18 protein-coding genes and 5 tRNA genes are annotated in these 21134 nt (G+C 41.1%); 16 read left to right on the top strand and 7 right to left on the bottom strand.

Annotated features, from left to right (window positions below):
• Positions 1-12: 12 nt before the first annotated feature.
• Entirely contained in the window at positions 13-867 is an 855-nt protein-coding gene (gene folD / locus BM380_RS11020; RefSeq protein ID WP_013465452.1) for a bifunctional methylenetetrahydrofolate dehydrogenase/methenyltetrahydrofolate cyclohydrolase FolD, read from the bottom strand.
• Positions 868-1214: 347 nt separating this feature from the next.
• Between folD and BM380_RS11010 the strand changes: the two genes are divergently transcribed.
• The 11 genes from BM380_RS11010 to ppiD all read left to right on the top strand — a co-directional run bounded on the left by BM380_RS11010 (position 1215) and on the right by ppiD (position 10670).
• Positions 1215-1291, top strand: a tRNA-Pro gene (locus BM380_RS11010).
• A 56-nt stretch (positions 1292-1347) separates the two neighbouring features.
• Positions 1348-1424: transfer RNA gene (locus BM380_RS11005), tRNA-Arg, on the top strand.
• Between the two features lie 24 nt (positions 1425-1448).
• Positions 1449-1524 (top strand) — tRNA-His (locus BM380_RS11000).
• Positions 1525-1541: 17 nt separating this feature from the next.
• Positions 1542-1618, top strand: a tRNA-Pro gene (locus tag BM380_RS10995).
• A gap of 54 nt (positions 1619-1672) precedes the next feature.
• Positions 1673-1749: transfer RNA gene (locus tag BM380_RS10990), tRNA-Pro, on the top strand.
• 355 nt (positions 1750-2104) lie between these two features.
• Complete coding sequence (gene tig, locus BM380_RS10985) at positions 2105-3409, top strand: trigger factor (RefSeq protein WP_024601794.1); 1305 nt, start codon at positions 2105-2107, stop codon at positions 3407-3409.
• A 159-nt stretch (positions 3410-3568) separates the two neighbouring features.
• Positions 3569-4186, top strand: a complete 618-nt coding sequence (clpP, locus tag BM380_RS10980; protein ID WP_013465450.1) for an ATP-dependent Clp endopeptidase proteolytic subunit ClpP — start codon at positions 3569-3571, stop codon at positions 4184-4186.
• Between the two features lie 131 nt (positions 4187-4317).
• On the top strand, positions 4318-5601 hold the full coding sequence (gene clpX, locus BM380_RS10975; RefSeq protein ID WP_090494362.1) for an ATP-dependent protease ATP-binding subunit ClpX: 1284 nt from the start codon (positions 4318-4320) through the stop codon (positions 5599-5601).
• A 149-nt stretch (positions 5602-5750) separates the two neighbouring features.
• Positions 5751-8111, top strand: coding sequence for an endopeptidase La (gene lon, locus BM380_RS10970; RefSeq protein WP_013465448.1), 2361 nt, complete (start codon positions 5751-5753; stop codon positions 8109-8111).
• A gap of 126 nt (positions 8112-8237) precedes the next feature.
• Positions 8238-8594, top strand: a complete 357-nt coding sequence (locus BM380_RS10965; RefSeq protein WP_255314649.1) for an HU family DNA-binding protein — start codon at positions 8238-8240, stop codon at positions 8592-8594.
• A 174-nt stretch (positions 8595-8768) separates the two neighbouring features.
• Positions 8769-10670: a peptidylprolyl isomerase gene (gene ppiD, locus BM380_RS10960; RefSeq protein WP_090494360.1), complete on the top strand. Its 1902-nt coding sequence runs from the start codon at positions 8769-8771 to the stop codon at positions 10668-10670.
• A gap of 51 nt (positions 10671-10721) precedes the next feature.
• Here ppiD and BM380_RS10955 read toward each other — a convergent pair whose 3' ends face one another.
• From BM380_RS10955 to pspF, 6 genes are read right to left on the bottom strand one after another with little or no spacing between them, the layout of a single operon-like run.
• On the bottom strand, positions 10722-11483 hold the full coding sequence (locus tag BM380_RS10955; protein ID WP_013465446.1) for an ATP-binding cassette domain-containing protein: 762 nt from the start codon (positions 11481-11483) through the stop codon (positions 10722-10724).
• A complete protein-coding gene (locus BM380_RS10950; protein WP_008111028.1) occupies positions 11483-12475 on the bottom strand; it encodes a peptide ABC transporter ATP-binding protein in 993 nt (330 codons plus the stop codon). Before BM380_RS10950 ends, BM380_RS10955 begins: the two co-directional genes overlap by 1 nt.
• A complete protein-coding gene (locus tag BM380_RS10945; protein WP_013465445.1) occupies positions 12476-13369 on the bottom strand; it encodes an ABC transporter permease subunit in 894 nt (297 codons plus the stop codon).
• Positions 13356-14390, bottom strand: coding sequence for an ABC transporter permease subunit (locus tag BM380_RS10940; protein ID WP_008111022.1), 1035 nt, complete (start codon positions 14388-14390; stop codon positions 13356-13358). Before BM380_RS10940 ends, BM380_RS10945 begins: the two co-directional genes overlap by 14 nt.
• Complete coding sequence (locus tag BM380_RS10935) at positions 14390-15997, bottom strand: ABC transporter substrate-binding protein (RefSeq protein WP_013465443.1); 1608 nt, start codon at positions 15995-15997, stop codon at positions 14390-14392. Before BM380_RS10935 ends, BM380_RS10940 begins: the two co-directional genes overlap by 1 nt.
• 14 nt (positions 15998-16011) lie before the next feature.
• Entirely contained in the window at positions 16012-17073 is a 1062-nt protein-coding gene (pspF, locus tag BM380_RS10930) for a phage shock protein operon transcriptional activator (RefSeq protein WP_033104002.1), read from the bottom strand.
• A 186-nt stretch (positions 17074-17259) separates the two neighbouring features.
• Here pspF and pspA point away from each other — a divergent pair, with 186 nt between their 5' ends.
• The 5 genes from pspA to BM380_RS10905 all read left to right on the top strand — a co-directional run bounded on the left by pspA (position 17260) and on the right by BM380_RS10905 (position 21121).
• The gene (gene pspA / locus BM380_RS10925) at positions 17260-17919 is read left to right on the top strand and encodes a phage shock protein PspA (RefSeq protein WP_016899278.1); all 660 of its coding nucleotides are present in this window, start codon (positions 17260-17262) and stop codon (positions 17917-17919) included.
• 66 nt (positions 17920-17985) lie between these two features.
• Positions 17986-18219 (top strand): envelope stress response membrane protein PspB, encoded by a 234-nt coding sequence (gene pspB, locus BM380_RS10920; RefSeq protein WP_008111014.1) that lies wholly within the window; start codon positions 17986-17988, stop codon positions 18217-18219.
• Entirely contained in the window at positions 18216-18614 is a 399-nt protein-coding gene (gene pspC / locus BM380_RS10915) for an envelope stress response membrane protein PspC (protein WP_013465440.1), read from the top strand. The genes pspB and pspC overlap by 4 nt, the downstream gene beginning before the upstream one ends.
• Positions 18615-18677: 63 nt before the next feature.
• A complete protein-coding gene (locus BM380_RS10910) occupies positions 18678-20096 on the top strand; it encodes a YcjX family GTP-binding protein (protein WP_090494358.1) in 1419 nt (472 codons plus the stop codon).
• Positions 20093-21121 carry a TIGR01620 family protein gene (locus BM380_RS10905; RefSeq protein WP_008467543.1) on the top strand — a complete coding sequence of 343 codons (1029 nt, stop codon included), beginning with the start codon at positions 20093-20095 and terminating at the stop codon, positions 21119-21121. Before BM380_RS10910 ends, BM380_RS10905 begins: the two co-directional genes overlap by 4 nt.
• The last annotated feature ends 13 nt before the right edge of the window (positions 21122-21134 follow it).

Here is a 21134-nt window from a genome sequence, read left to right as displayed (position 1 = left end):
ATTTTTTGTTTATTAGCTGTGATATTTTTCACACGCTTCTAGCGTATTTTCAATTAAGCTGGCAACCGTCATTGGGCCCACACCGCCTGGTACAGGGGTAATAAAGTCAGCTTTTTGCTCTGCAACTGCGTACTCTACATCACCCACTAATTTACCGTTGTCTAAACGGTTAATACCTACATCAATAACAATGGCGCCGTCTTTTATCCAATCGCCAGGAATAAATTCAGGTTTACCCACTGCTACAACCAGTAAGTCAGCACGGCGTACATGCGTTTCTAAATCTTGGGTAAACTTATGGCAAACAGTGGTGGTACATCCGGCGAGTAACAGCTCAAGTGACATAGGTCGACCCACAATATTAGAGGCACCAACAACCACAGCATGCATGCCTTTGTAACGTACGCCGGTTGAATCTAGTAAAGTAATAATACCCTTAGGTGTACATGGACGAAGAGCAGGCATACGCTGTGCTAATCGGCCAATATTATAAGGGTGAAAACCATCAACGTCTTTGTGTGGAGTAATACGCTCAAGAATTTTTTCTGCATCTAAGCCCTCTGGTAAAGGGAGCTGCACTAAAATACCATCAATTTCACCATCAACATTCAACTCATCAATTAATGCTAATAGCGCTTGCTCTGTGGTGTCTGCTGGTAAGTCGAATGACTTAGAAATAAAACCAACCTCTTCACAGGCTTTACGTTTTGAACCAACGTAAACTTGGCTTGCTGGATCTTGTCCAACAAGTACCACAGCTAATCCTGGGGCTCTAAGGTTTTGTGCAACACGTTCTGAAACTCGTTCAGCCACTGCGCTACGTACTTGTTTTGCTACTGCTTTACCATCAATGATGTTTGCCGTCATGGGTGACCTTTAATTAGGTTAATTAACTTGATACCGATACATTTAAAAAACGAATGCATATATAGGGGTTAAAATGCCGATAAAGAAAACACCTTTATCTTACTCATTTTTTAATATGGCGACTATTTTCGCAGAAAAGCGGTTAAGCGCCAAGTTGCTTTTAAAGTATAAGCGCTCGAATTATAAAAAAGAGTTTAAATTTTATCCCTGTATCGTAATATTTGACCATTATGAACTAAAAATGAGCAATTGATTTGTTTTCTTAAAAAAACGTTTGACCTAACCCAGTCAAATCACTATTATGCACCCCGTTGTCAACGAGGTCACTCGCAGACAATAGTAAGTATCGGCGATTAGCGCAGTTTGGTAGCGCACTTGGTTTGGGTCCAAGGGGTCGCAGGTTCAAATCCTGCATCGCCGACCATTTTTTATGTTTATTCATAACAATTTAACTTACTAGTGAACTATGAAGTTTTCGATGCGCCCATAGCTCAGCTGGATAGAGCAACGCCCTTCTAAGGCGTCGGTCGAAGGTTCGAATCCTTCTGGGTGCGCCATTTTGAAAACACTGTAATGCCGTGGTGATTGTAGCTCAGTTGGTAGAGCCCCGGATTGTGATTCCGGTTGTCGTGGGTTCGAGCCCCATCAGTCACCCCAATTTACAAAAAGAATATCGGCGATTAGCGCAGTTTGGTAGCGCACTTGGTTTGGGTCCAAGGGGTCGCAGGTTCAAATCCTGCATCGCCGACCACTTTCTTATAAGTGGTCTTAAATCCAACATTTAAGTATTCAAGAAAAGTTATATCGGCGATTAGCGCAGTTTGGTAGCGCACTTGGTTTGGGTCCAAGGGGTCGCAGGTTCAAATCCTGCATCGCCGACCATTTTCCCCTAAGTAAAACACATCTAAATTCTACTTTTATTACACAACACTCTTAATTTTTTCTTTATTAATCGTATTTTCACTTAATTAGTCTGTTTTTTATTCGCTTAGTCGTTATCTAGCCTGATCTACCCCAAATAATTGCCCCCCTACACTCGACTATCATAAATATTAGGTTATAATGCCGCGTCTATTTGTTTAATAATATAGTGCCCTAAGGGCAGAGCAGCAATGGTATCTCCTGGTAGCGACGGATTTTTTTAAGCCCCAAAGCTTGAATTTTATCAAGACGCCTATAGATTACTTTGTTTGTAAGGAAGGCGAACAGTCGCCAAAATTGAATATTGAGGTAAATCATGCAAGTTTCTGTTGAGACGACTCAAGGCCTTGAGCGCCGTCTGACCATCACCGTTCCTGCAGAGAACGTTGAGACCGAAGTAAAAAAACGCTTACAACAACTGTCAAAAACGCAGCGTATCGACGGTTTCCGTGCTGGTAAAGTTCCAGTATCAGTAATCAACAAGCGTTTCGGACCAGCTGTTCGTCAAGAAGTTGCTGGCGAAGTAATGCAACGTAATTACATTGAAGCAATTGTTGCTGAAAAAATTAACCCTGCAGGCGCACCGACATTTGCTCCTAAAGCACTTGAAGCAGGTAAAGATTTAGAATTCTCAGCAACATTTGAAGTTTACCCTGAAGTTGAAGTTCAAGGTTTAGAGAAAATTGCCGTTGAAAAACCAGCGGTAGAAGTTACTGACGAAGATTTAGCAAACATGCTAGAAACACTTCGTAAGCAACACGCTTCTTGGGCTGATGTTGATGCAGCGGCTGGCGCAAACGACCGTGTAACGGTTGATTTCGTTGGTACTATCGACGGCGAAGAATTTGAAGGCGGCAAAGCTGAAGACTTCCCATTAGAACTTGGTCAAGGTCGTATGATCCCAGGTTTTGAAGATAACATCGTTGGTAAAAAAGCAGGCGAAGAAGTGGTTGCTGATGTAAACTTCCCTGAAGATTACCATGCTGAAAACTTAAAAGGTAAAGCGGCTCAATTCACTATCACAGTGAAAAAAGTTGAAGCGCAAGAATTACCTGAATTAAGCGATGAGTTTGCAACTAAATTCGGTGTTACCGAAGGCGGCGTAGACGCGCTTAAAGAAGAAGTTAAAAAGAACATGACGCGTGAGCTAGACCAAGCGGTTAAAGCTAACGTTAAAGACCAAGCAATCAAAGGTCTTTTAGAGCAAAACGAAGTTGAAGTGCCTAAAGCATTAATCGACCAAGAAGTTGACGCACTACGTCAGCAAGCTGCTCAACGTTTTGGTGGCAATGGTCAAAACATGCCAGAGCTTCCAGCTGAATTGTTCCACGAACAAGCTGTAACACGTGTTAAAACTGGCCTATTATTAGGTGAAGTGATTAAAGCGAATGACATCAAAGTTGATGACGCTAAAGTTGAAGCATTGATTGCTACTGTAGCTTCTGCATACGAAGATCCAACTGAAGTAGTAGAATACTACAAAGCAAATGATCAACTAATGCAGCAAATGCGTAATGTAGCAATGGAAGAGCAAGCTGTTGAAGCTATTTTAGCTAAAGCAACTGTGACTGATGTTGAAAAAGCATTTGATGACATCATGAATCCACAGCAAGGTGCATAATAAGTCATTGACTTAAGCGCTCGCTAACGATTAAATGGCTCGTGTTACTCTGTTTATGCAGTGTGCCCGGGCCATTTTAGTTTGTGGTTCTTAATTAGCTAAAAATGATCATTATGCTTTTCTTAGAATAAGTATAAGCGCATAAGGAATTAAATAAGTATGAACACTGGTATGACAGATCCCCTAAACGCATTAGTCCCTATGGTTGTTGAGCAAACAGCTAAAGGCGAGCGCTCGTTTGATATTTATTCGAGACTATTAAAAGAGCGTATTATCTTTTTAACGGGCCAAGTTGAAGACAACATGGCAAACCTGATCTTAGCGCAAATGCTATTTTTAGAATCAGAGAACCCAGAGAAAGATATTTTCTTATATATCAATTCACCGGGTGGCTCTGTCACTGCGGGAATGGCTATTTACGATACAATGAACTTCATTAAACCAGACGTAAGCACAATCTGTGTAGGCCAAGCGGCTAGCATGGGCGCATTTTTACTGTCTGGTGGCGCGAAGGGTAAACGTTTTTGTTTACCAAATTCACGCGTGATGATTCACCAACCGTTAGGTGGATTCCAAGGTCAAGCGTCTGACTTTGAAATACATGCAAAAGAAATCCTGTCTATTAAAGACAAGTTAAATCGCTTAATGGCTGAGCATACTGGCCAACCGCTTGACGTTGTTTCACGCGATACAGACCGTGACAATTTTATGAGTGCAAGCCAAGCTGTAGATTACGGTATTGTTGACTCAGTATTTACTAATCGCGGTAGCAAGTAAGTATGCCTGCAAGCAGTGATGCTTGCTAATGAGAGTTACTATGCGAAAAACACTAAATTTTGGTATAGTTAAAGCGTATTAAAATAGCCACCAAGACTTTGGTGGCCAACGTAATAAAATGAGGTAGCTGAATGTCTGACACTCCTACAGACGGCGACAAAAGTAATAAATTGTTATACTGCTCTTTTTGTGGCAAAAGCCAGCATGAAGTTCGAAAGTTAATTGCAGGACCTTCAGTATACGTTTGTGATGAATGTGTAGAGCTGTGTAATGATATTATCAGGGAAGAAATTAAAGACATCGCGCCTAAGCATGATGCCGCTGACAAATTACCTGTGCCAAAAGAAATTCGTAACCACTTAGACGACTACGTTATTGGTCAAGACCATGCGAAGAAAGTATTGTCTGTAGCGGTTTACAATCACTACAAGCGTTTACGCAATCAATCAACTAAACAAGACGTTGAACTAGGTAAAAGTAATATTTTATTAATTGGCCCAACCGGGAGTGGTAAAACATTATTAGCTGAAACGTTAGCTCGTTTACTTGATGTGCCGTTTACTATGGCCGATGCCACCACACTAACCGAAGCCGGTTATGTAGGTGAAGATGTTGAAAACATTATTCAAAAGCTTTTACAAAAATGTGACTACGACGTAGAAAAAGCACAACGTGGTATTGTTTACATTGATGAAATTGACAAAATTTCTCGTAAATCAGATAACCCATCAATCACACGTGATGTATCAGGTGAAGGTGTACAACAAGCCTTACTTAAACTGATTGAGGGTACAGTGGCTTCTGTTCCTCCACAAGGCGGGCGTAAACATCCACAACAAGAGTTTTTACAAGTAGATACTTCTAAGATCCTGTTTATTTGTGGTGGTGCATTTGCTGGTCTTGATAAAGTTATTGAACAGCGTAGTCATAAAAACACCGGTATTGGTTTTGGTGTTAACGTTAAAGAGTCGGCGGCGAGCCGTTCTTTGAGTGAAACATTTAAAGATGTCGAGCCAGAAGATTTAGTAAAATATGGTTTAATTCCAGAGTTTATTGGACGTTTACCTGTGGTTGCAACACTGACAGAACTTGATGAAGCTGCGCTGGTACAGATTTTAAGTGAGCCTAAAAATGCCATCACTAAGCAGTTTTCAGTATTGTTTGGTATGGAAGATGTTGAGCTTGAGTTTCGTGATGACGCACTGCGTGCTATTGCTCATAAAGCAATGGAACGTAAAACCGGTGCGCGTGGCTTACGTTCAATCGTAGAAGGTGTATTGCTTGATACCATGTATGAGCTGCCTTCAATTGATAACGTTAGCAAAGTGGTTGTTGATGAAACCGTTATTAAAGGTGAGTCTGATCCCATCTTAATTTATGATAGCAGTCATCAAGAACACGCTGCGGCAGATTAAATTCTGAGCGAATTATAAAAAAAGGGAGCCAATGGCTCCTTTTTTTATAATTAATTTAATCGAGTTAACAAAAATTGTTGAACTTTAATTAGGTTATCCCCATATACTTGAGTAATCTTTAAATAAATGAAGTGCAAAGAGAAAATACAATGACGCTTGAGAGAAACGATCGAGTCGAAATCCCTGTGCTAGCACTGCGCGATGTGGTGGTGTATCCACACATGGTGATCCCGCTTTTTGTAGGCCGTGAAAAATCAATAAAATGCCTTGAAGCGGCAATGGATAAAGACAAACAAATTTTCTTAGTTGCACAAAAAGATGCAACTGTAGATGAGCCTGAGAAAGACGATATTTATCGTGTTGGGACAATTGCGACTGTACTTCAATTATTAAAGCTACCCGATGGTACAGTAAAAGTATTAGTTGAAGGCACACAACGTGCGAATATCGAAGAGTTTGTTGATAACGAAGACTTTTTCGTTGCCAATGCACAGTTTATTGAATCGGATTCAGTGAACGAACAAGAACAAGATATCTTTATTCGCAGTGCATTAAGCCAGTTTGAAGGCTATGTAAAATTAAATAAAAAAATCCCACCTGAAGTCATGACCTCGGTCTCTGGTATTGATGAGCCAGCGCGTCTTGCTGATACCATGGCTGCGCATATGCCATTAAAAGTGCCTGAAAAACAAAAAGTACTCGAAATATCTAGCGTTACAGAACGTTTAGAGTACTTAATGGCGCTGATGGAAGGTGAAATAGACTTATTGCAAGTTGAGAAGAAAATTCGCACCCGCGTTAAAAAGCAAATGGAAAAATCGCAGCGTGAGTATTACCTCAATGAGCAAATGAAAGCGATTCAAAAAGAGTTGGGTGAAATTGATGACGTACCGGATGAATTTGAAGCGTTGAAAAAGCGCATTGAAGAGTCTGGCATGCCATCAGAAGCGAAAGAAAAAGCCACAGCTGAATTAAATAAGCTTAAAATGATGTCGCCAATGTCGGCAGAAGCCAGTGTTGTTCGCTCATACATAGATACGTTAATTAACGTACCGTGGAAAAAACGCTCCAAGGTGAAAAAAGACTTAGCCGGCGCGCAAAAAATATTAGATAGCGACCACCACGGCCTTGATAAAGTCAAAGAGCGCATTATTGAGTACCTCGCAGTACAGCAGCGCACAAATAAACTTAAAGGGCCAATCTTATGTTTAGTTGGACCGCCAGGTGTAGGTAAAACATCACTTGGACAGTCTATTGCGCGTTCAACGGGTCGTAAATACGTTCGTATGGCACTCGGTGGTGTACGCGATGAGGCTGAGATTCGTGGGCATCGTCGTACTTACATTGGCTCTATGCCTGGTAAGTTAATTCAAAACATGACTAAAGTGGGCGTTAAAAACCCATTATTCTTGTTAGATGAAATTGACAAAATGTCAGCAGATATGCGCGGTGACCCTGCATCAGCATTGTTAGAAGTATTGGATCCTGAGCAAAACAGTCACTTTGCGGACCATTACTTAGAAGTTGATTACGACTTATCTGATGTGATGTTTGTTGCAACCTCAAATAGCTTTAATATTCCAGGTCCTTTATTAGACCGCATGGAAGTGATTCGATTATCGGGTTACACCGAAGACGAAAAGCTAAATATTGCTAAAGAACATTTAATTCCTAAGCAAATTAAGCGTAATGGTTTAAAAGCTAAAGAAGTTGAAATTGCCGACAGTGCCATCATTGGTATTATCCGTTATTACACTCGTGAAGCGGGCGTGCGTAATTTAGAGCGTGAAGTATCTAAGCTATGTCGTAAAGCGGTTAAAAATATCTTAATCGAAAAAGACACTAAAACAGTGACAATTGATGCAGATAACCTTGAAGAATACTTAGGTGTGCAGCGCTTTGATTACGGTAAAGCAGAAGATGGCGACCGTATTGGCCAAGTTACAGGCCTTGCATGGACAGAAGTCGGTGGTGACTTACTCACGATTGAATGTGCTGCAGTACCAGGTAAAGGCAAATTGACTTACACCGGCTCGTTAGGCGATGTAATGCAAGAGTCGATTCAAGCGGCAATGACCGTTGTGCGTAATCGTGCTGATGAGCTGCGTATTAATAGCGACTTTTATGAAAAGCGCGATATTCACGTACACGTACCTGAGGGTGCAACACCTAAAGATGGCCCAAGTGCCGGTATTGCAATGGTAACGTGTTTGGTTTCAAGCTTAACCGGTAATGCGGTGCGCTCTGATGTAGCCATGACAGGTGAAATTACCTTACGTGGTGAAGTATTGCCTATTGGTGGTTTAAAAGAGAAATTATTAGCGGCTCACCGTGGTGGGATTAAAACGGTCATCATTCCAAAAATTAACGAACGTGACTTAAAAGAGATACCTGACAATGTATTGGCGGGTCTTGATATTCACCCAGTTACATGGATTGATGAGGTATTAAAGCTTGCTTTAGTGCATCCAGTTGATAGTTTTTCAGTCGAAACACCGAAAAAGCAGTAAAAAAGCCAAAAAAAGTGCTTTTAGGGGCTTTTCAAATCTAAACGGTATGATAAGTTAAGCACTGGTTTTCAAGCCTAGCCCTTGCAGGGCCTAGGCTTAAGAAAAATATAATCATATGAGCTTTAAATAAATGCTCAAAAATTTCAAAACAGTGATGTTAGTTTAAAAAAACAATCGCTCTTGATAACAACAATGAAAGAGGATGATATTGTGAATAAATCTCAATTAATCGATCAAATCGCAGCTGATGCTGACATTTCTAAAGCGGCTGCAGGTCGTGCACTAGATTCATTCATCGAATCTGTATCTGGCGCGCTAAAAGATGGCGACTCAGTTGCACTTGTTGGTTTTGGTACTTTCTCTGTACGTGAGCGTGCTGCTCGTGCAGGTCGTAACCCACAAACTGGTGAAACGATTCAAATTGCTGCTGCTAACATCCCAGCTTTTAAAGCCGGTAAAGCGCTTAAAGACGCAGTAAACTAATCACTGTGTAAACAAATTAGTTATGGCGAGTGAACAATACGCTTAATTATTCTAATCGATGAATTAAGTTACTTCACCGCCAGTTACTTCAAGTGAAAAAGCGTATCTGGTAAGATACGCTTTTTTTACATATGACAAGGTAGAAAAGACCTTGGTCAGAAAAGAGATAAACAAATGCTTGAGAAAATCAGAGAAGGTTCGCAAGGGCCGGTAGCCAAAGTCATTTTAGGCGCGGTGATTTTATCTTTTGCCTTAGCTGGGATCGGTAGTTACTTAGGTCAAACCACAGAACAACCCGTTGCTGAAGTAAATGGAATTAAAATTAGCCAAACAGAATTTAGCCGTGCGTTTCAAAATGAACGTAGCCGCTTAGAACAACAATTTGGTGAATATTTTACCCAAATAGCAGCCGATCCAACTTATATGGCTCAAATACGTCAAGGCGTGATTGACCGTTTAGTACAACAAGAATTACAAAGCCAGTTAGCGACTGAGCTGGGTCTGCGTGTGAGTGATGAAAGTATTCGTCAAACAATTTTAGAGCTTCCTTATTTTAAAATTGGCGATCAGTTTAATAACGACCGTTACTTACAAGTGATTCGTCAAATGAACTTCCAACCTGATTCATTTCGAGAGTACCTTCGTGATGATATGACACGTAGCCAGTTAGTGTCAGCGGTTGCAGGAACTGACTTTGCATTGCAAAACGAGCTTAAATCAGCCATTGCACTGCAACAACAAACTCGCAGCATTGATTATTTAGTCATTGATAAACAAGCAATGCAGGCTGATGTTGACGTTACTGATCAAGAAGTGGCTGATTATTACGAATTAAATGCAGGGCAATTTTTATCGCCAGAGCTTATTTCAGTTAATTACATTGAGTTAGATGCAGATGATATCGATGTTGCATCGGTAAGCGAAGACGACGTAAAAGCATATTATGAGCAGAGTAAAGCGCAATATGTTGAGCCTGAAAAACGTCGTGTATCACATATCTTAATTGATAACAGTGAAGATGACGATGCGGCAAAAGCGAAAGCTGAGTCTTTATTAGCACAGCTTAATGCGGGTGCTGATTTTGCACAATTAGCTGAATCGTCGTCAGATGATATTGTTAGCGCCGAAATGGGTGGTGACCTAGAGTGGATTGAACGTGATGTCATGGAGCCTGCATTTGAAGATGCTGCTTTTGCACTGCAAAACAAAGGTGATTACTCTGATGTAGTAGCCTCTGAATTTGGTTATCACATCATTAAACTTACAGACATTCAATCGCAGCAAGTTAAACCTTACGATGCCGTGAAAGCCGATTTACGTGCTGAACTTGAACAAGCTGAAAAAGTGGATGCGTTTTACGAGAAGCAAACAGAAATGGGTGCGTTAGCATTTGAGATTTCTGACCGCTTAGACGATGCTGCTGAAGTGGCGGGTGTTGAAGTGCAATCTACACCGCTATTAGCACTGAGTGCGCTTCCTGAGCCACTTAATAATCCTGCGGTTATAACCGCATTATCATCAGTTGAATTACTAGAAGATAAAGTAAACTCAGAAGTAATCGAACTAGGTAATGAGCACGTGATTGTGGTTCGTGTTAACGAGCATCAACCGGCTGCAACTAAAGCATTGAGCGAAGTAAGCGAGCAAATTAAAACACGCTTAGTAAACGAAAAAGCGTCGGATCTTGCTAAAGAAAAAGCACGTACCTTATTTGCACAAATCAAAGACGGTAAGAGCTTAAACGACGTTGCTATTGAGCAGTTACTAAGCGTTCGTCAAGAGTCGCAACTTACTCGTGAAAGCTTTGCTGTTTCGCCTGCTATTGTTACCCAAGTATTTAAAATGGCGCACCCACGTGATGGCGCAGTTTATGATGTAGTTAACTTAAACAATGGTGATGCTGCTATTGTTGCGCTTAACTCAGTCACGGATGCACCAGTGAGTGACAGCATTGAGCCACAAATGAAGCAAAATATCACGATGGCCCAAGCACAGAAAAACTATACGGTATTCATTGAGTCGCTTAAGCAACAAGCGGAACTAAATGTACCAAAAGCAGCGCAACCTGCGGAATAAATAATAGCTAAACTATAAAAGGCGCCAATTGGCGCCTTTTTTGTTTTTGTATTAACAGCTTAATAAGCGTTGAGTAACCTTTGACTGCGGGCTTTGAAAAATAGCTTCTGTGGGACCGTATTCAACAATTTCACCTTTATTGAGAACGACTAATTGGTCGCTAATATGACGCACTAAACTTAAGTGATGGGTGATCAAAATATAGGTTAAACCGGTTTCGAGCTGTAATTTAAGTAATAAGTTAACTATTTGCGCCCTCACAGAGGGGTCAAGCGACGAAAGTGCCTCATCGAGTACAACAACCTTGGGATCTAAAATAAGTGCGCGAGCGAGCGCTATACGCTGTAATTGCCCAATACTAAACATATGCGGATAGTATTGTTGATGATCAACCAGCAAACCGACCTTAAGTAAAGTACTGCCAATTTTTTCACTGCGCTGATCTTTATCAAAATCGGTATTAAATTTTAGGCAATCGTCGAGCATTTCTGCAATGGTTAGTGCTGGGTTTAACGAGGTGGCCGAATCTTGAAAAATCATTCGGATATAACGGCACTGAGCATCGCGCTGGCCGTTGTTTTCAATGGTGTTATTTTCTAATAATATTTGTCCGCTGTCTGCACTGTATGCGCCAACTAACAATTTAGCTAGGGTGCTTTTTCCTGAGCCGGTTTCACCAATAATGGCAATCGTTTCACCTTTACCAATACTAAATGAGATGTTTTTTAGTACATCAAATTTTTTACGGCTAAATAAGCCTGCACGCATGTTAAAGGCTTTTGATAAGGCTTGAACTTTTAACAAAGGTTGCATTATTTTACTTCCTTGATCAATGGAAAGTGACATGCGTAACTATGGCCGTGGTGTTTAGAGAGTTTAGGGGCAACCACACACTCTTTTTGTGCTTGCGGGCAACGCGGTCCTAAACGACAACCAATCGGTAAATGTTGTAGTGTAGGTATGGTGCCTTTTAATGCATAAAAAGGTTCTTTATGGGCTAAGCCGTGCTCATAATCAGGTAAGCTTTTTAATAAAGCCTGCGTATAAGGATGACGCGGTTGGCTAAAAATACGGTGCGTTGGACCCGCTTCAACCATTTGTCCGCAATACAAAACATGAATACCATGTGACCAATTTACTATTTCTTCTAGCTCATGGGAAATCATCAAAATAGACATATTCTTTAGCTGATTCAAACTTTTTAATAATCGAAATACCTGCGCACGAGTGGTACTTTCTAGTGCGGTTGTTGGCTCATCAGCAATGAGCAATTTAGGTGTACGCGCAATGGCCATGGCTATCATGACTTTTTGACAAACGCCTTCAGAGAGTTCATGAGGGTAGCTATCAAGCACGGCTTCATGATTTTTAATGCCCACTTTGTGTATCAGTGCTTTTACACGATCTTTACGCTCTCGGTTGCGTTTTAAGAAAAACCCTTTGGCGGCCACTTCAGGCAGTGTTTCAGCGATTTGGTTAAATATTTTTGCAGTAGGGTCAAGGCAGCGACTTGGATCTTGGTAAATCATTGCAATGTCTTGGCTGACGGTTTTACGGCGCTGCTCTGGTGTGAGGCGCATTAAATCGACACCGCGCCAATGCATTCTATCGGCGGTTATAACCCAGCGTTCGTTAAGTACGCCTACAATGGCTTTTGCAATTAAGCTTTTTCCTGAGCCGGATTCTCCCACTAAGGCGTGTACTTCACCTTCTTTTAAACTAAAACTTACCCGGTCAACAGCGCGAATAGCGGTTTCAGACGTTTGCAGCTCTATGGTTAAGTTTCGAATATCTAGTAAATGCATTTAATCGGCCTTACGCGCTTGTAAAACTTTGCGAAGTCCATCGCCCACCAAGTTTGTTGAAAGAACGGCTAAAAATAGCAGTACACCCGGAAGAGCCACTGTCCATGGCGCTAAATAAATAAGCCCTAAGTTTTCGGCCAAAATAGCACCCCATTCAGTGGTCGGCGGCTGTGCGCCAAGTTTTAAAAACCCTAGCGCAGCAATATCTAAAATAGCAGTAGAGAGGGCCATAGTAAAAATAACCACAATATATTCATACACATTAGGAAAAATACCGCGCGATAAAATATGCCACTTAGAGGCCCCATCGAGCCGGTACGCTGTGACATAATCTTTACCTAGCTCATCAACGATTAGGTTTCTAATGGAATGAATAAACTGTGGTAACAGCGCTAAAATAATTGCCCAAACGGTATTCATTAATCCAGGACCGAGTATGGCAATAATAATAATGGCCAATAATAATGAGGGGATAGACAAGGTTACATCAAGTAAATGGTTCAAAAAGCTAGAGCGTATGCCTTTGCTAATACCAGCAAATGTACCGACTAACACACCAATTATGGTGGTAATTAGTGCAGCCACGACCGACAAGCCAAATGTATAAGTCGCGCCATTCATTAAGCGTGAAAGCACATCTCGGCCTAAGTCATCGGTGCCTAAAATAAACCGCACATCGCCCATTTCATTCCATGAAGGTGGCAGCAGTAGTGCATTACTGTGCTGTTGGTTTACTCCATAGGGCGCAAGAAACGGCGCTGTTGCAGCTAATATACTAAAGGCAATAAACACCCATAAACCCACCAAAGCAGGATGGTTATTTTTAAATTTTCGCCATAGTCTCGCTAATGGCGATTTATTTGAATCTTCTGAAAATAAATTAAACTTTGCCATGCGCTTGGTTCCGAGACAGAGGATCGAGTAGGGTGTATGTTAGTTCAGCTATAATTGTGGCAATAATAATAAAAAAAGAAACGGCCATTAACCCCCCTTGTATGGCAGGGTAGTCACGTTGATAAATACTGTCTATTAACCAACGGCCAATCCCCGGCCATGAAAAAATAACCTCGGTGATCATAGCAAGGGTGATTAAGGTGCTAAATTGCAAACCTATTTGCTTTATGACTGGCAGTAATGCATTTCTCAGGGCGTGATGAATAATAAGCTGTCCACGGTTAAGGCCTTTGGCGCGAGCTGTTTTGATAAAGTTTTGATCCATTACTTTTAACATTGATTCGCGAGTAAAGCGCACCAATACAGTAGTCGGATACATAGCCAGTACAATGGTGGGTAACGTTAGGTGATGCAGTGCATCAAGCATTGCCATGCCATTGTAGGGAAAATCAGCTAGTAAAATATCCAGTAAGATAAACCCCGTACTGGCAGGTATTTCATACAATAAGCTCACTCGCCCCGACATAGGAAACCAACCAAGTTTGAGCGAAAAAACCATAATTAGTAATAACGCGAGCCAAAAAATAGGCATAGAATAGCCAACCATAGCTGTTGAGCTAATTAATTTATCAGGCCATTGTTTATGATAAGCCGATGCTAAAATCCCGACAGGCACGCCTACTACAACCGAGATGACTAACGCATAAATACTCAGCTCTAAGGTCGCTGGAATTAAATCAACCACGTGAGCAAAAACACTATCTCCTGAGGCAAACGACACGCCCCAATCGCCTTGTACTATTCGCCCAACAAAGGCAATGTACTGCATAAAGTAGTTACTGTTAAACAGGTACTTTTCTTCTAGCTGTGCATTTTGAGTAAAATTAGTGTCTGGTATGCCGCTTAAGTTACTCAGTGGATCGCCAGGGAATAAGTAGCTCAGCGAAAAAGTAAAAATACTCAGTAATAACACCATGAAAAATAACAATCCGAGGCGGCGTAAAATATAATCGAATAACATTACTTCTTCCTCGCGTTAGCCAATGAAATAGCGCCAAATGGCCCGAGTGTGATCCCCTCAACATCAGCACTACTTGCCTGAAAACGCATGCCGTGGGCTATTGGGTATAAGGGTAATTGTTCGATGATCATACTTTGTGCAGCGTCGTAATATTGTTTACGTAAATTTAAATCGGTCGTATCGAGAGCTTTAGTTAACAGTAAATCAAATTCAGGATTACACCAGTTCGCTGGGTTTTTGCCACTGAAGGTCGCGGTGCAGCTAAGTAACGGGCTAAAAAAGTTATCAGGATCAGGCGTATCTGCTGCCCAACCTAATAATACACTGTCGTGACGGTGCTCGCCTATGCGTTGAATAAAGGTGTTCCACTCATACTCGACAATATTAACGTTAACGCCAATTTTGCGTAAATCGCTTTGCATCAGCTCTGCCATTTTTCGTGCATTAGGGTTATAAATACGGCTGACAGGCATAGCCCAAATGCTCATATCAAACCCTTTTTCATAACCCGCTTCAGTTAATAGTTTTTTTGCCAGTTGTGGGTCAAAAATAGGCATGTTTTTTTGTGGTTCAAACGCCCACGACGTGGGTGGTAGTATTGACCGCGCACGAAGTCCATTACCGTAGTAAACTGCCTGCATTATTTTTTCTATATCAATGGCATGCACTAAGGCTTGGCGTACTTTTAAGTTATCAAACGGAGGGCGTTCGGTATTAAATGCCCAATAACCTATGTTTAAGTTGGTTTCCCTTTCAACGTTAATATCATCTCGCTGAGCTAAAATACTTAACTGTGCACTGCTAGGATGCGCAGTTACGTCACACTCTTTGGTAAGAATTTTAGCAATACGCGTTGTGCCATTAGGGGTAATGTCGTACACCAACTGCTCAAGTGCCACCTCGTGTTTCCAATAGTCAGCGTTTTTATAAAAGCGTACTAAATGGTCTCGTCGGTATTCTTTGTAAATATAAGGACCGGTGCCAACTGGATATTGATCAAATAGGTTTTCTTGGTTGTTGGCTTTGAGCGCCATGGCATATTCTTTAGAGAGCACCACTGCGAAATCGGTCGCCATATTCGCTAAAAAACTGCTTTCTGCGTTAAATAATTCAAACCGAACTTGGTGATCAGACACCCTGACAATTTTACGAATAAGTTGGTCAATACCCACACTTTGAAAGTAGGGGTAATTCGCATCACCGACAAAGTGATAGGGGTTGTATACATCAAATAAACGACTGAAAGTGAAAATGACATCATCAGCGTTAAATTCGCGTGTTGGAGTAAAATACGCGGTGGTATGAAATTTAACCCCTTTGCGCAGAGTAAAAGTGACAGACTTACCGTCTTTGCTAATTTTCCAGTCGGTGGCTAGTTCGCTTTTAAATTCAGCGGTCACAGGGTCAATACTAATTAACCGGTCGTACAACTGGTTAGCAATAATATCGATCGTTGATCCTGTGGTTGTGACTTGTGGATTGAACGACACAGGATTTGCCTCAGCGCAATAAACGAGGCCTTGGTTTTTTTCTTCTAAGATTTCTTCTTTACTATCAATGCAACCTACTAAACTCAATGATAATAAAGCAAGTAATAATTTATGCACCCGCACAACCTCTACTATTCCAGCAAATTGTATTTTTTCAAATAACCACGTAATTGATGATACGTTAAACCAAGTACTTCTGCAGTCTTCTTTTGATTAAATTGGCTATGTTCTAATGCTTTTTTTATTAATGTGATCTCAAATTCATTAGAGAGTGTTTTTAAGTCACAAGGAAACTCAGGTTCTGCGTTACTCAAACTCGGTGTTACAGGCGCTTCTGTGGGCTGGGTATTAACAACTTCATTTTGCACAGCAACAGGGGCTTGTGTATGTTTAATACGTGCTTTAGGTCTAAAGCGGCTTTCGAATGGGTCTAAAATAATTTTATGCACAGGGATGTGTTCATTGCCGTGGCGATAAAGGCTTCGCTCCACCACATTTTTAAGCTCACGCACATTACCCGGCCACTCATAACTAAGTAAACTTTCTTGTGCATTGCGAGTAAAGCCACTAAATAACTCCCACTCTAAGTCGCGTGCCATATTCATTGCAAATTGCTCAGCCAATAACATAATATCGTCTTGGCGTTCGCGCAGTGGCGGTAGAGTGATCACATCAAATGCGAGCCTATCGAGTAAATCGCTTCTGAATTCACCTTGCTGCGCTAAATGCGGTAAGTCTTCATTGGTCGCACAGACTAAGCGCGTATCTACTTTAACCGTTTGTTTGCCGCCAACACGCTCAAACTCACCATACTCGATTACCCTTAATAGCTTTTCTTGCACTAGGGCAGAAGTATTTGCCAACTCATCTAAAAATAAGGTGCCGCTATTAGCCCGCTCAAATCGGCCTTCATGGCGTTTACTTGCGCCGGTAAATGCACCACTTTCATGGCCAAATAATTCACTTTCGAGTAGATTTTCGTTTAATGCCGCACAGTTGAGTTTGACGTAACTTTGATCCCAGCGCTTGGATAAAAAGTGTAAACGTGCTGCTATAAGCTCTTTACCGGTACCACGTTCACCAATAATAAGTACGGGTTTATCTAGGTTTGCTAGCTGCGATACCTGATCAAGAACCGATAAAAAGCTGTCTGATTGGCCGAGCAAATTATCCTGTTGGCGATATTGACTCATATTTCCTAACTCTTAGTCATTTTTACTAACAGTTAGTGTATTTCATTATGATTGATAACAAAAGCAATTTGTAATTTGGATTTAACTGTTTGAAATTTATTGCTATTTTAAAATTAAAAAAGTTGGCAAGCATATTGATACTAATAAAAGCAGACACATTTAGATTAAATAATAGAGGTATATGTTATGGGAATTTTTTCACGTTTTGCAGACATTGTTAATTCTAATATCAATGCCATTTTAGATAAAGCAGAAGACCCTGAAAAAATGGTTCGTCTTATTATCCAAGAGATGGAAGATACACTGGTAGAGGTTCGCTCTACATCAGCAAAAACACTCGCTGAGAAAAAAGAATTAGTACGTCGCGTAGATACACTAAAAGCCCAAGTAAACGATTGGCAAGACAAAGCCGAACTGGCACTGAGCAAAGATCGTGACGATTTAGCACGCTCAGCATTACTTGAAAAGCAAAAATCAGCCGACGCAGTTGCTGCGGTAGAAAGTGAACTTGACCATGTAGAGTCTCATATTGAGAAGCTACAACAAGAGGTTACTACGCTACAAGAAAAGCTAGCAGATGCTAAGGCACGTCAAAAAGCGATTATTTTACGTCAACGCTCGGCTGAGTCGCGCCTTGAAGTTAAAAAAGCGCTTGATAGTTCTAAAGTAGAGGATGCACTTAATCGCTTTGAACGTTACGAAACCAAAATTGATGGGCTAGAATCTCAAATAGAGTCTTATGATTTAGGTAAACAAACGTTAGCTGATGAAATTGCAGACTTACAAAAGAATGAAAAGATTGATGACGAGTTAGCTGAACTTAAAAAGAAACTCGCAAATAAATAAAACGATAATATCAGGGGCCACGTGCCCCTGACATCAACATAGAATACGGATTGTCAGGAGAGGATTATGTTTGATCCAGAGATACTAGTTGCCCCCTTTATCTTATTTATGATTTTTGTTGCGCCACTGTGGTTAATTTTACACTACCGTAGCAAAAAGCAAGTAAGCCAAGGGTTGAGTGAGCATGAGCACCGCCAATTATTGGAGCTTGCACAAAAAGCTGAAAAAATGGCTGATAGAGTAGAAACATTAGAAGCGTTGCTTGATCAAGAGTCACCTCAGTGGAGACAAAAAGTATGAACACTAAACGCGAATTATTCAGAGACCCACAACGCGGCAAAATAGCTGGCGTATGTGCCGGTTTAAGTGACTACTTTAATATGGAGTTATGGTTAGTTCGCATTATATTTGTTAGTGCGGTACTACTAACCGGTGGCCCATTATTTGTGGTAGCGTACATTGCAGCATGGTTTATTTTAGATAAAAAGCCTGCTGCAACACATAAAACGCATTCAACTTATAGTGATGACCCACTAGAAGTTAAGTTTAAAGTATGGCAAAAGGGCGAGCCACCTCGTCGTGCATTACAAGACTTAAAAGAGCGTTTAACACGTGTTGATGTTCGCTTACAAGAGATGGAACGTTACGTTACCTCAAGCGAATTTACGGTCAGTCGTGAAATTAATAAACTTTAAAGGATTGATAAGCACCTTGTTTGTAACGTGAACAATTACGGCAGATAGGGTGCAAAACACTTTATGAGCCAATCATTTGCAAAAAAGACCTTTAAAACCTTTAAAGGCAAAGCACAAAAAGCCCTGCACCGTAGTTTAGACCAACATGTTAAGCTTGCCGTAACGGGGTTGAGCGGCAGTGGTAAAACCGCGTTTATCAGTGCGTTAGTTAAGCACTTAACCTCTCAGGCGAATGACAACAACTTACCTTTTTTTGATGTGATGCGCGAGCATCGTCATATTGCCACTAAAATTGTGCCGCAAGAGGCATTAAACGTGCCCACCTTTGACTATAACCGTGCAATAAATGCTTTACTGCCAATGGAAGGTGATCCTGCATGGCCGGCGTCTACAGAGCGAATAAATACCCTGCGCTTGGCGATTAAATACCAAAGTAATGCGGGTCTGCGAGGTCATTTTTCACCGCAATCAACGTTATACCTTGATATTATTGACTATCCAGGCGAATGGCTGCTCGATTTACCTATGCTTGAACAAAGCTATACTGCGTGGTGTGAACAGCAATACCCATTATTAAATCAGTCTCCTCGCAGCGCTACCTCAGGCGATTTTTTACACGCTGTAAAGCAACTTGATTTACATGCGCCTGTGGATGAAAGTGAGCTTGCTAACATTGCACAACTTTATCAACGCATGCTAGTAGGGCTAAAAAAAGACACTAAACTTGCGATGTTACAACCCGGGCGAATGTTAATGCCAGGCGACTTGCAAGGTGCGCCGTTATTGTTATTTTTTCCAATAAACCCTGAAATGATGAAAGACGATGTGGTGGCGGGTTCTAATTTAGCGCATTTAATTAAACGTTTTAATGCTTACGTGAAAGAAGTCGTTAAGCCATTTTATAATGAGCATTTTCGTCATTTTGACCGCCAAATTGTGTTGGTTGATGTACTCAGTGCATTAAATGAAGGCCATGAAACGTTGCATGAGCAAAGCCGTGTTATTAATCAATTGTTGGCACATTTTAGTTATGGGGAGTCTGGCTTTTTTAAACGTTTATTCAAACCGAATATTGATAAAATATTGTTTGCGGCTAATAAGTCAGATCACATCAGTGCTAAGCATCATAAAGCGTTAGCCTTGTTACTAGACTCGCTGGTTAAAGAGCAAAGTAATCATTTAAAGTTTGATGGTGTACAAATTGAAACTATGGCTATGTCATCAATTACCGCAACCCAACCTCGCCAAGTGGTTGATAAAGGTCAAACCCTTGATTGCGTTTACGGTAAACCTTTAAACGAGGATGAGTGGCTGACTTATTTACCACCAGAGCCGCCAAGTAGAATGCTTAATAAAAGTGAGTGGCCAGCGCAAGGGTTTGAATTTTTGTCATTTTCGCCGATGCCAAGCCCCGACAAGCAACTTAAACATATTCGATTAGATCATGTGATGCAGTACTTGCTAGGAGATAAATTAACATGAGTGAGTCAACGCAACAGTTTCAAGCAGGGCGTCGTATTAGTGCACAAAGTATTGAGCAAAACGAGCCTGCGTTAACACCTGCTAAAATTATTGAACACGGACAAAGTGATTACACCTCTGAGCTTGAGGATGATGCGCTTGAGCCTGAAGTTGATTTAGAGCCGGTGTATAAAAAGTCAAAATGGCAAACGCTCAAAGGCTTGTTTGCGCTCAGCTTTATTATTTTAGTACTGCTAGAGTTTGGGTTTTCTATTGTGCTTGCTTATCAGCAATCGCTTATTTTGGGCAGTGTTTATTTAACCGCCGTGGTAAGCGCTCTGCTATTAATAACAAGATTGTTATGGCGAGAGTATCGGATGTTGCGCAGTTTAAAGCGTAATCAGCTGCATCGCCATGAAGCCGATAGGCTATTAAACAGTGAGCAAGTGGGTGGTGCACTCCCTTGGCTTGAAAAATTGAACAAGCACCAGCAGTTAGATAATTTTGAAAACTTTAAAAACCAAGTTGCTACGCACCATAGTGATAAAGAAATAATGACACTTTACGCTAATAGCCTACTGGTAACGCAAGACACCCAAGCTAAAAAGCTTATAAACCGCTTTGCAACAGAGTCAGCCTTATTAGTCGCATTAAGCCCTCTTGCGCTGGTGGATATGATAGCTGTGCTATGGCGCGGTACAAAATTAATTGAACAAATAGGTAAAATTTATGGCATTGGTTTTGGTTACGCCAGTCGAATTAAACTCTATCGAATGCTGTTAAAACAAGTCATGTTTGTAGGCAGTGCAGAGCTTGTATCTGATTTAGCGGCCACGGCACTTAGTGCTGAGCTATTAGGCAAACTTTCAGGGCGAGCCGCGCAAGGCGTCAGTGCGGGTATATTTACAGCTCGTATAGGCTATAAAGCCATGGAATTAAGCCGACCCTTACCGCGTCTTGAAAATAAACGCAGCTTGTTAAAAGGCACTGTTCAAGGGATTGCGAGTAAAATTATGAGTCGCACTAAGAGAGCGGAGAGTAAATAGTTGGCAATATTTG

The organism is Pseudoalteromonas sp. DSM 26666 (assembly GCF_900116475.1).
Taxonomy (GTDB): Bacteria; Pseudomonadota; Gammaproteobacteria; order Enterobacterales; family Alteromonadaceae; genus Pseudoalteromonas; species Pseudoalteromonas tetraodonis.
The sequence above is the reverse complement of the archived record's forward strand: the minus strand, read 5'-3'. Positions and strand labels throughout refer to the sequence as shown.

Excerpts from the sequence above, each read along its gene's own strand:
- BM380_RS10940 (WP_008111022.1), bottom strand. The coding sequence starts at position 14,390 with ATGTTATTCGATTATATTTTACGCCGCCTCGGATTGTTATTTTTCATG.
- BM380_RS10910 (WP_090494358.1), top strand. The coding sequence starts at position 18,678 with ATGAGCCAATCATTTGCAAAAAAGACCTTTAAAACCTTTAAAGGCAAA.
- clpP (WP_013465450.1), top strand. The coding sequence starts at position 3,569 with ATGAACACTGGTATGACAGATCCCCTAAACGCATTAGTCCCTATGGTT.
- BM380_RS10950 (WP_008111028.1), bottom strand. The coding sequence starts at position 12,475 with ATGCATTTACTAGATATTCGAAACTTAACCATAGAGCTGCAAACGTCT.
- pspB (WP_008111014.1), top strand. The coding sequence starts at position 17,986 with ATGTTTGATCCAGAGATACTAGTTGCCCCCTTTATCTTATTTATGATT.
- clpX (WP_090494362.1), top strand. The coding sequence starts at position 4,318 with ATGTCTGACACTCCTACAGACGGCGACAAAAGTAATAAATTGTTATAC.
- pspA (WP_016899278.1), top strand. The coding sequence starts at position 17,260 with ATGGGAATTTTTTCACGTTTTGCAGACATTGTTAATTCTAATATCAAT.
- BM380_RS10905 (WP_008467543.1), top strand. The coding sequence starts at position 20,093 with ATGAGTGAGTCAACGCAACAGTTTCAAGCAGGGCGTCGTATTAGTGCA.
- BM380_RS10955 (WP_013465446.1), bottom strand. The coding sequence starts at position 11,483 with ATGCAACCTTTGTTAAAAGTTCAAGCCTTATCAAAAGCCTTTAACATG.
- BM380_RS10945 (WP_013465445.1), bottom strand. The coding sequence starts at position 13,369 with ATGGCAAAGTTTAATTTATTTTCAGAAGATTCAAATAAATCGCCATTA.
- ppiD (WP_090494360.1), top strand. The coding sequence starts at position 8,769 with ATGCTTGAGAAAATCAGAGAAGGTTCGCAAGGGCCGGTAGCCAAAGTC.
- lon (WP_013465448.1), top strand. The coding sequence starts at position 5,751 with ATGACGCTTGAGAGAAACGATCGAGTCGAAATCCCTGTGCTAGCACTG.
- pspF (WP_033104002.1), bottom strand. The coding sequence starts at position 17,073 with ATGAGTCAATATCGCCAACAGGATAATTTGCTCGGCCAATCAGACAGC.
- folD (WP_013465452.1), bottom strand. The coding sequence starts at position 867 with ATGACGGCAAACATCATTGATGGTAAAGCAGTAGCAAAACAAGTACGT.
- pspC (WP_013465440.1), top strand. The coding sequence starts at position 18,216 with ATGAACACTAAACGCGAATTATTCAGAGACCCACAACGCGGCAAAATA.
- tig (WP_024601794.1), top strand. The coding sequence starts at position 2,105 with ATGCAAGTTTCTGTTGAGACGACTCAAGGCCTTGAGCGCCGTCTGACC.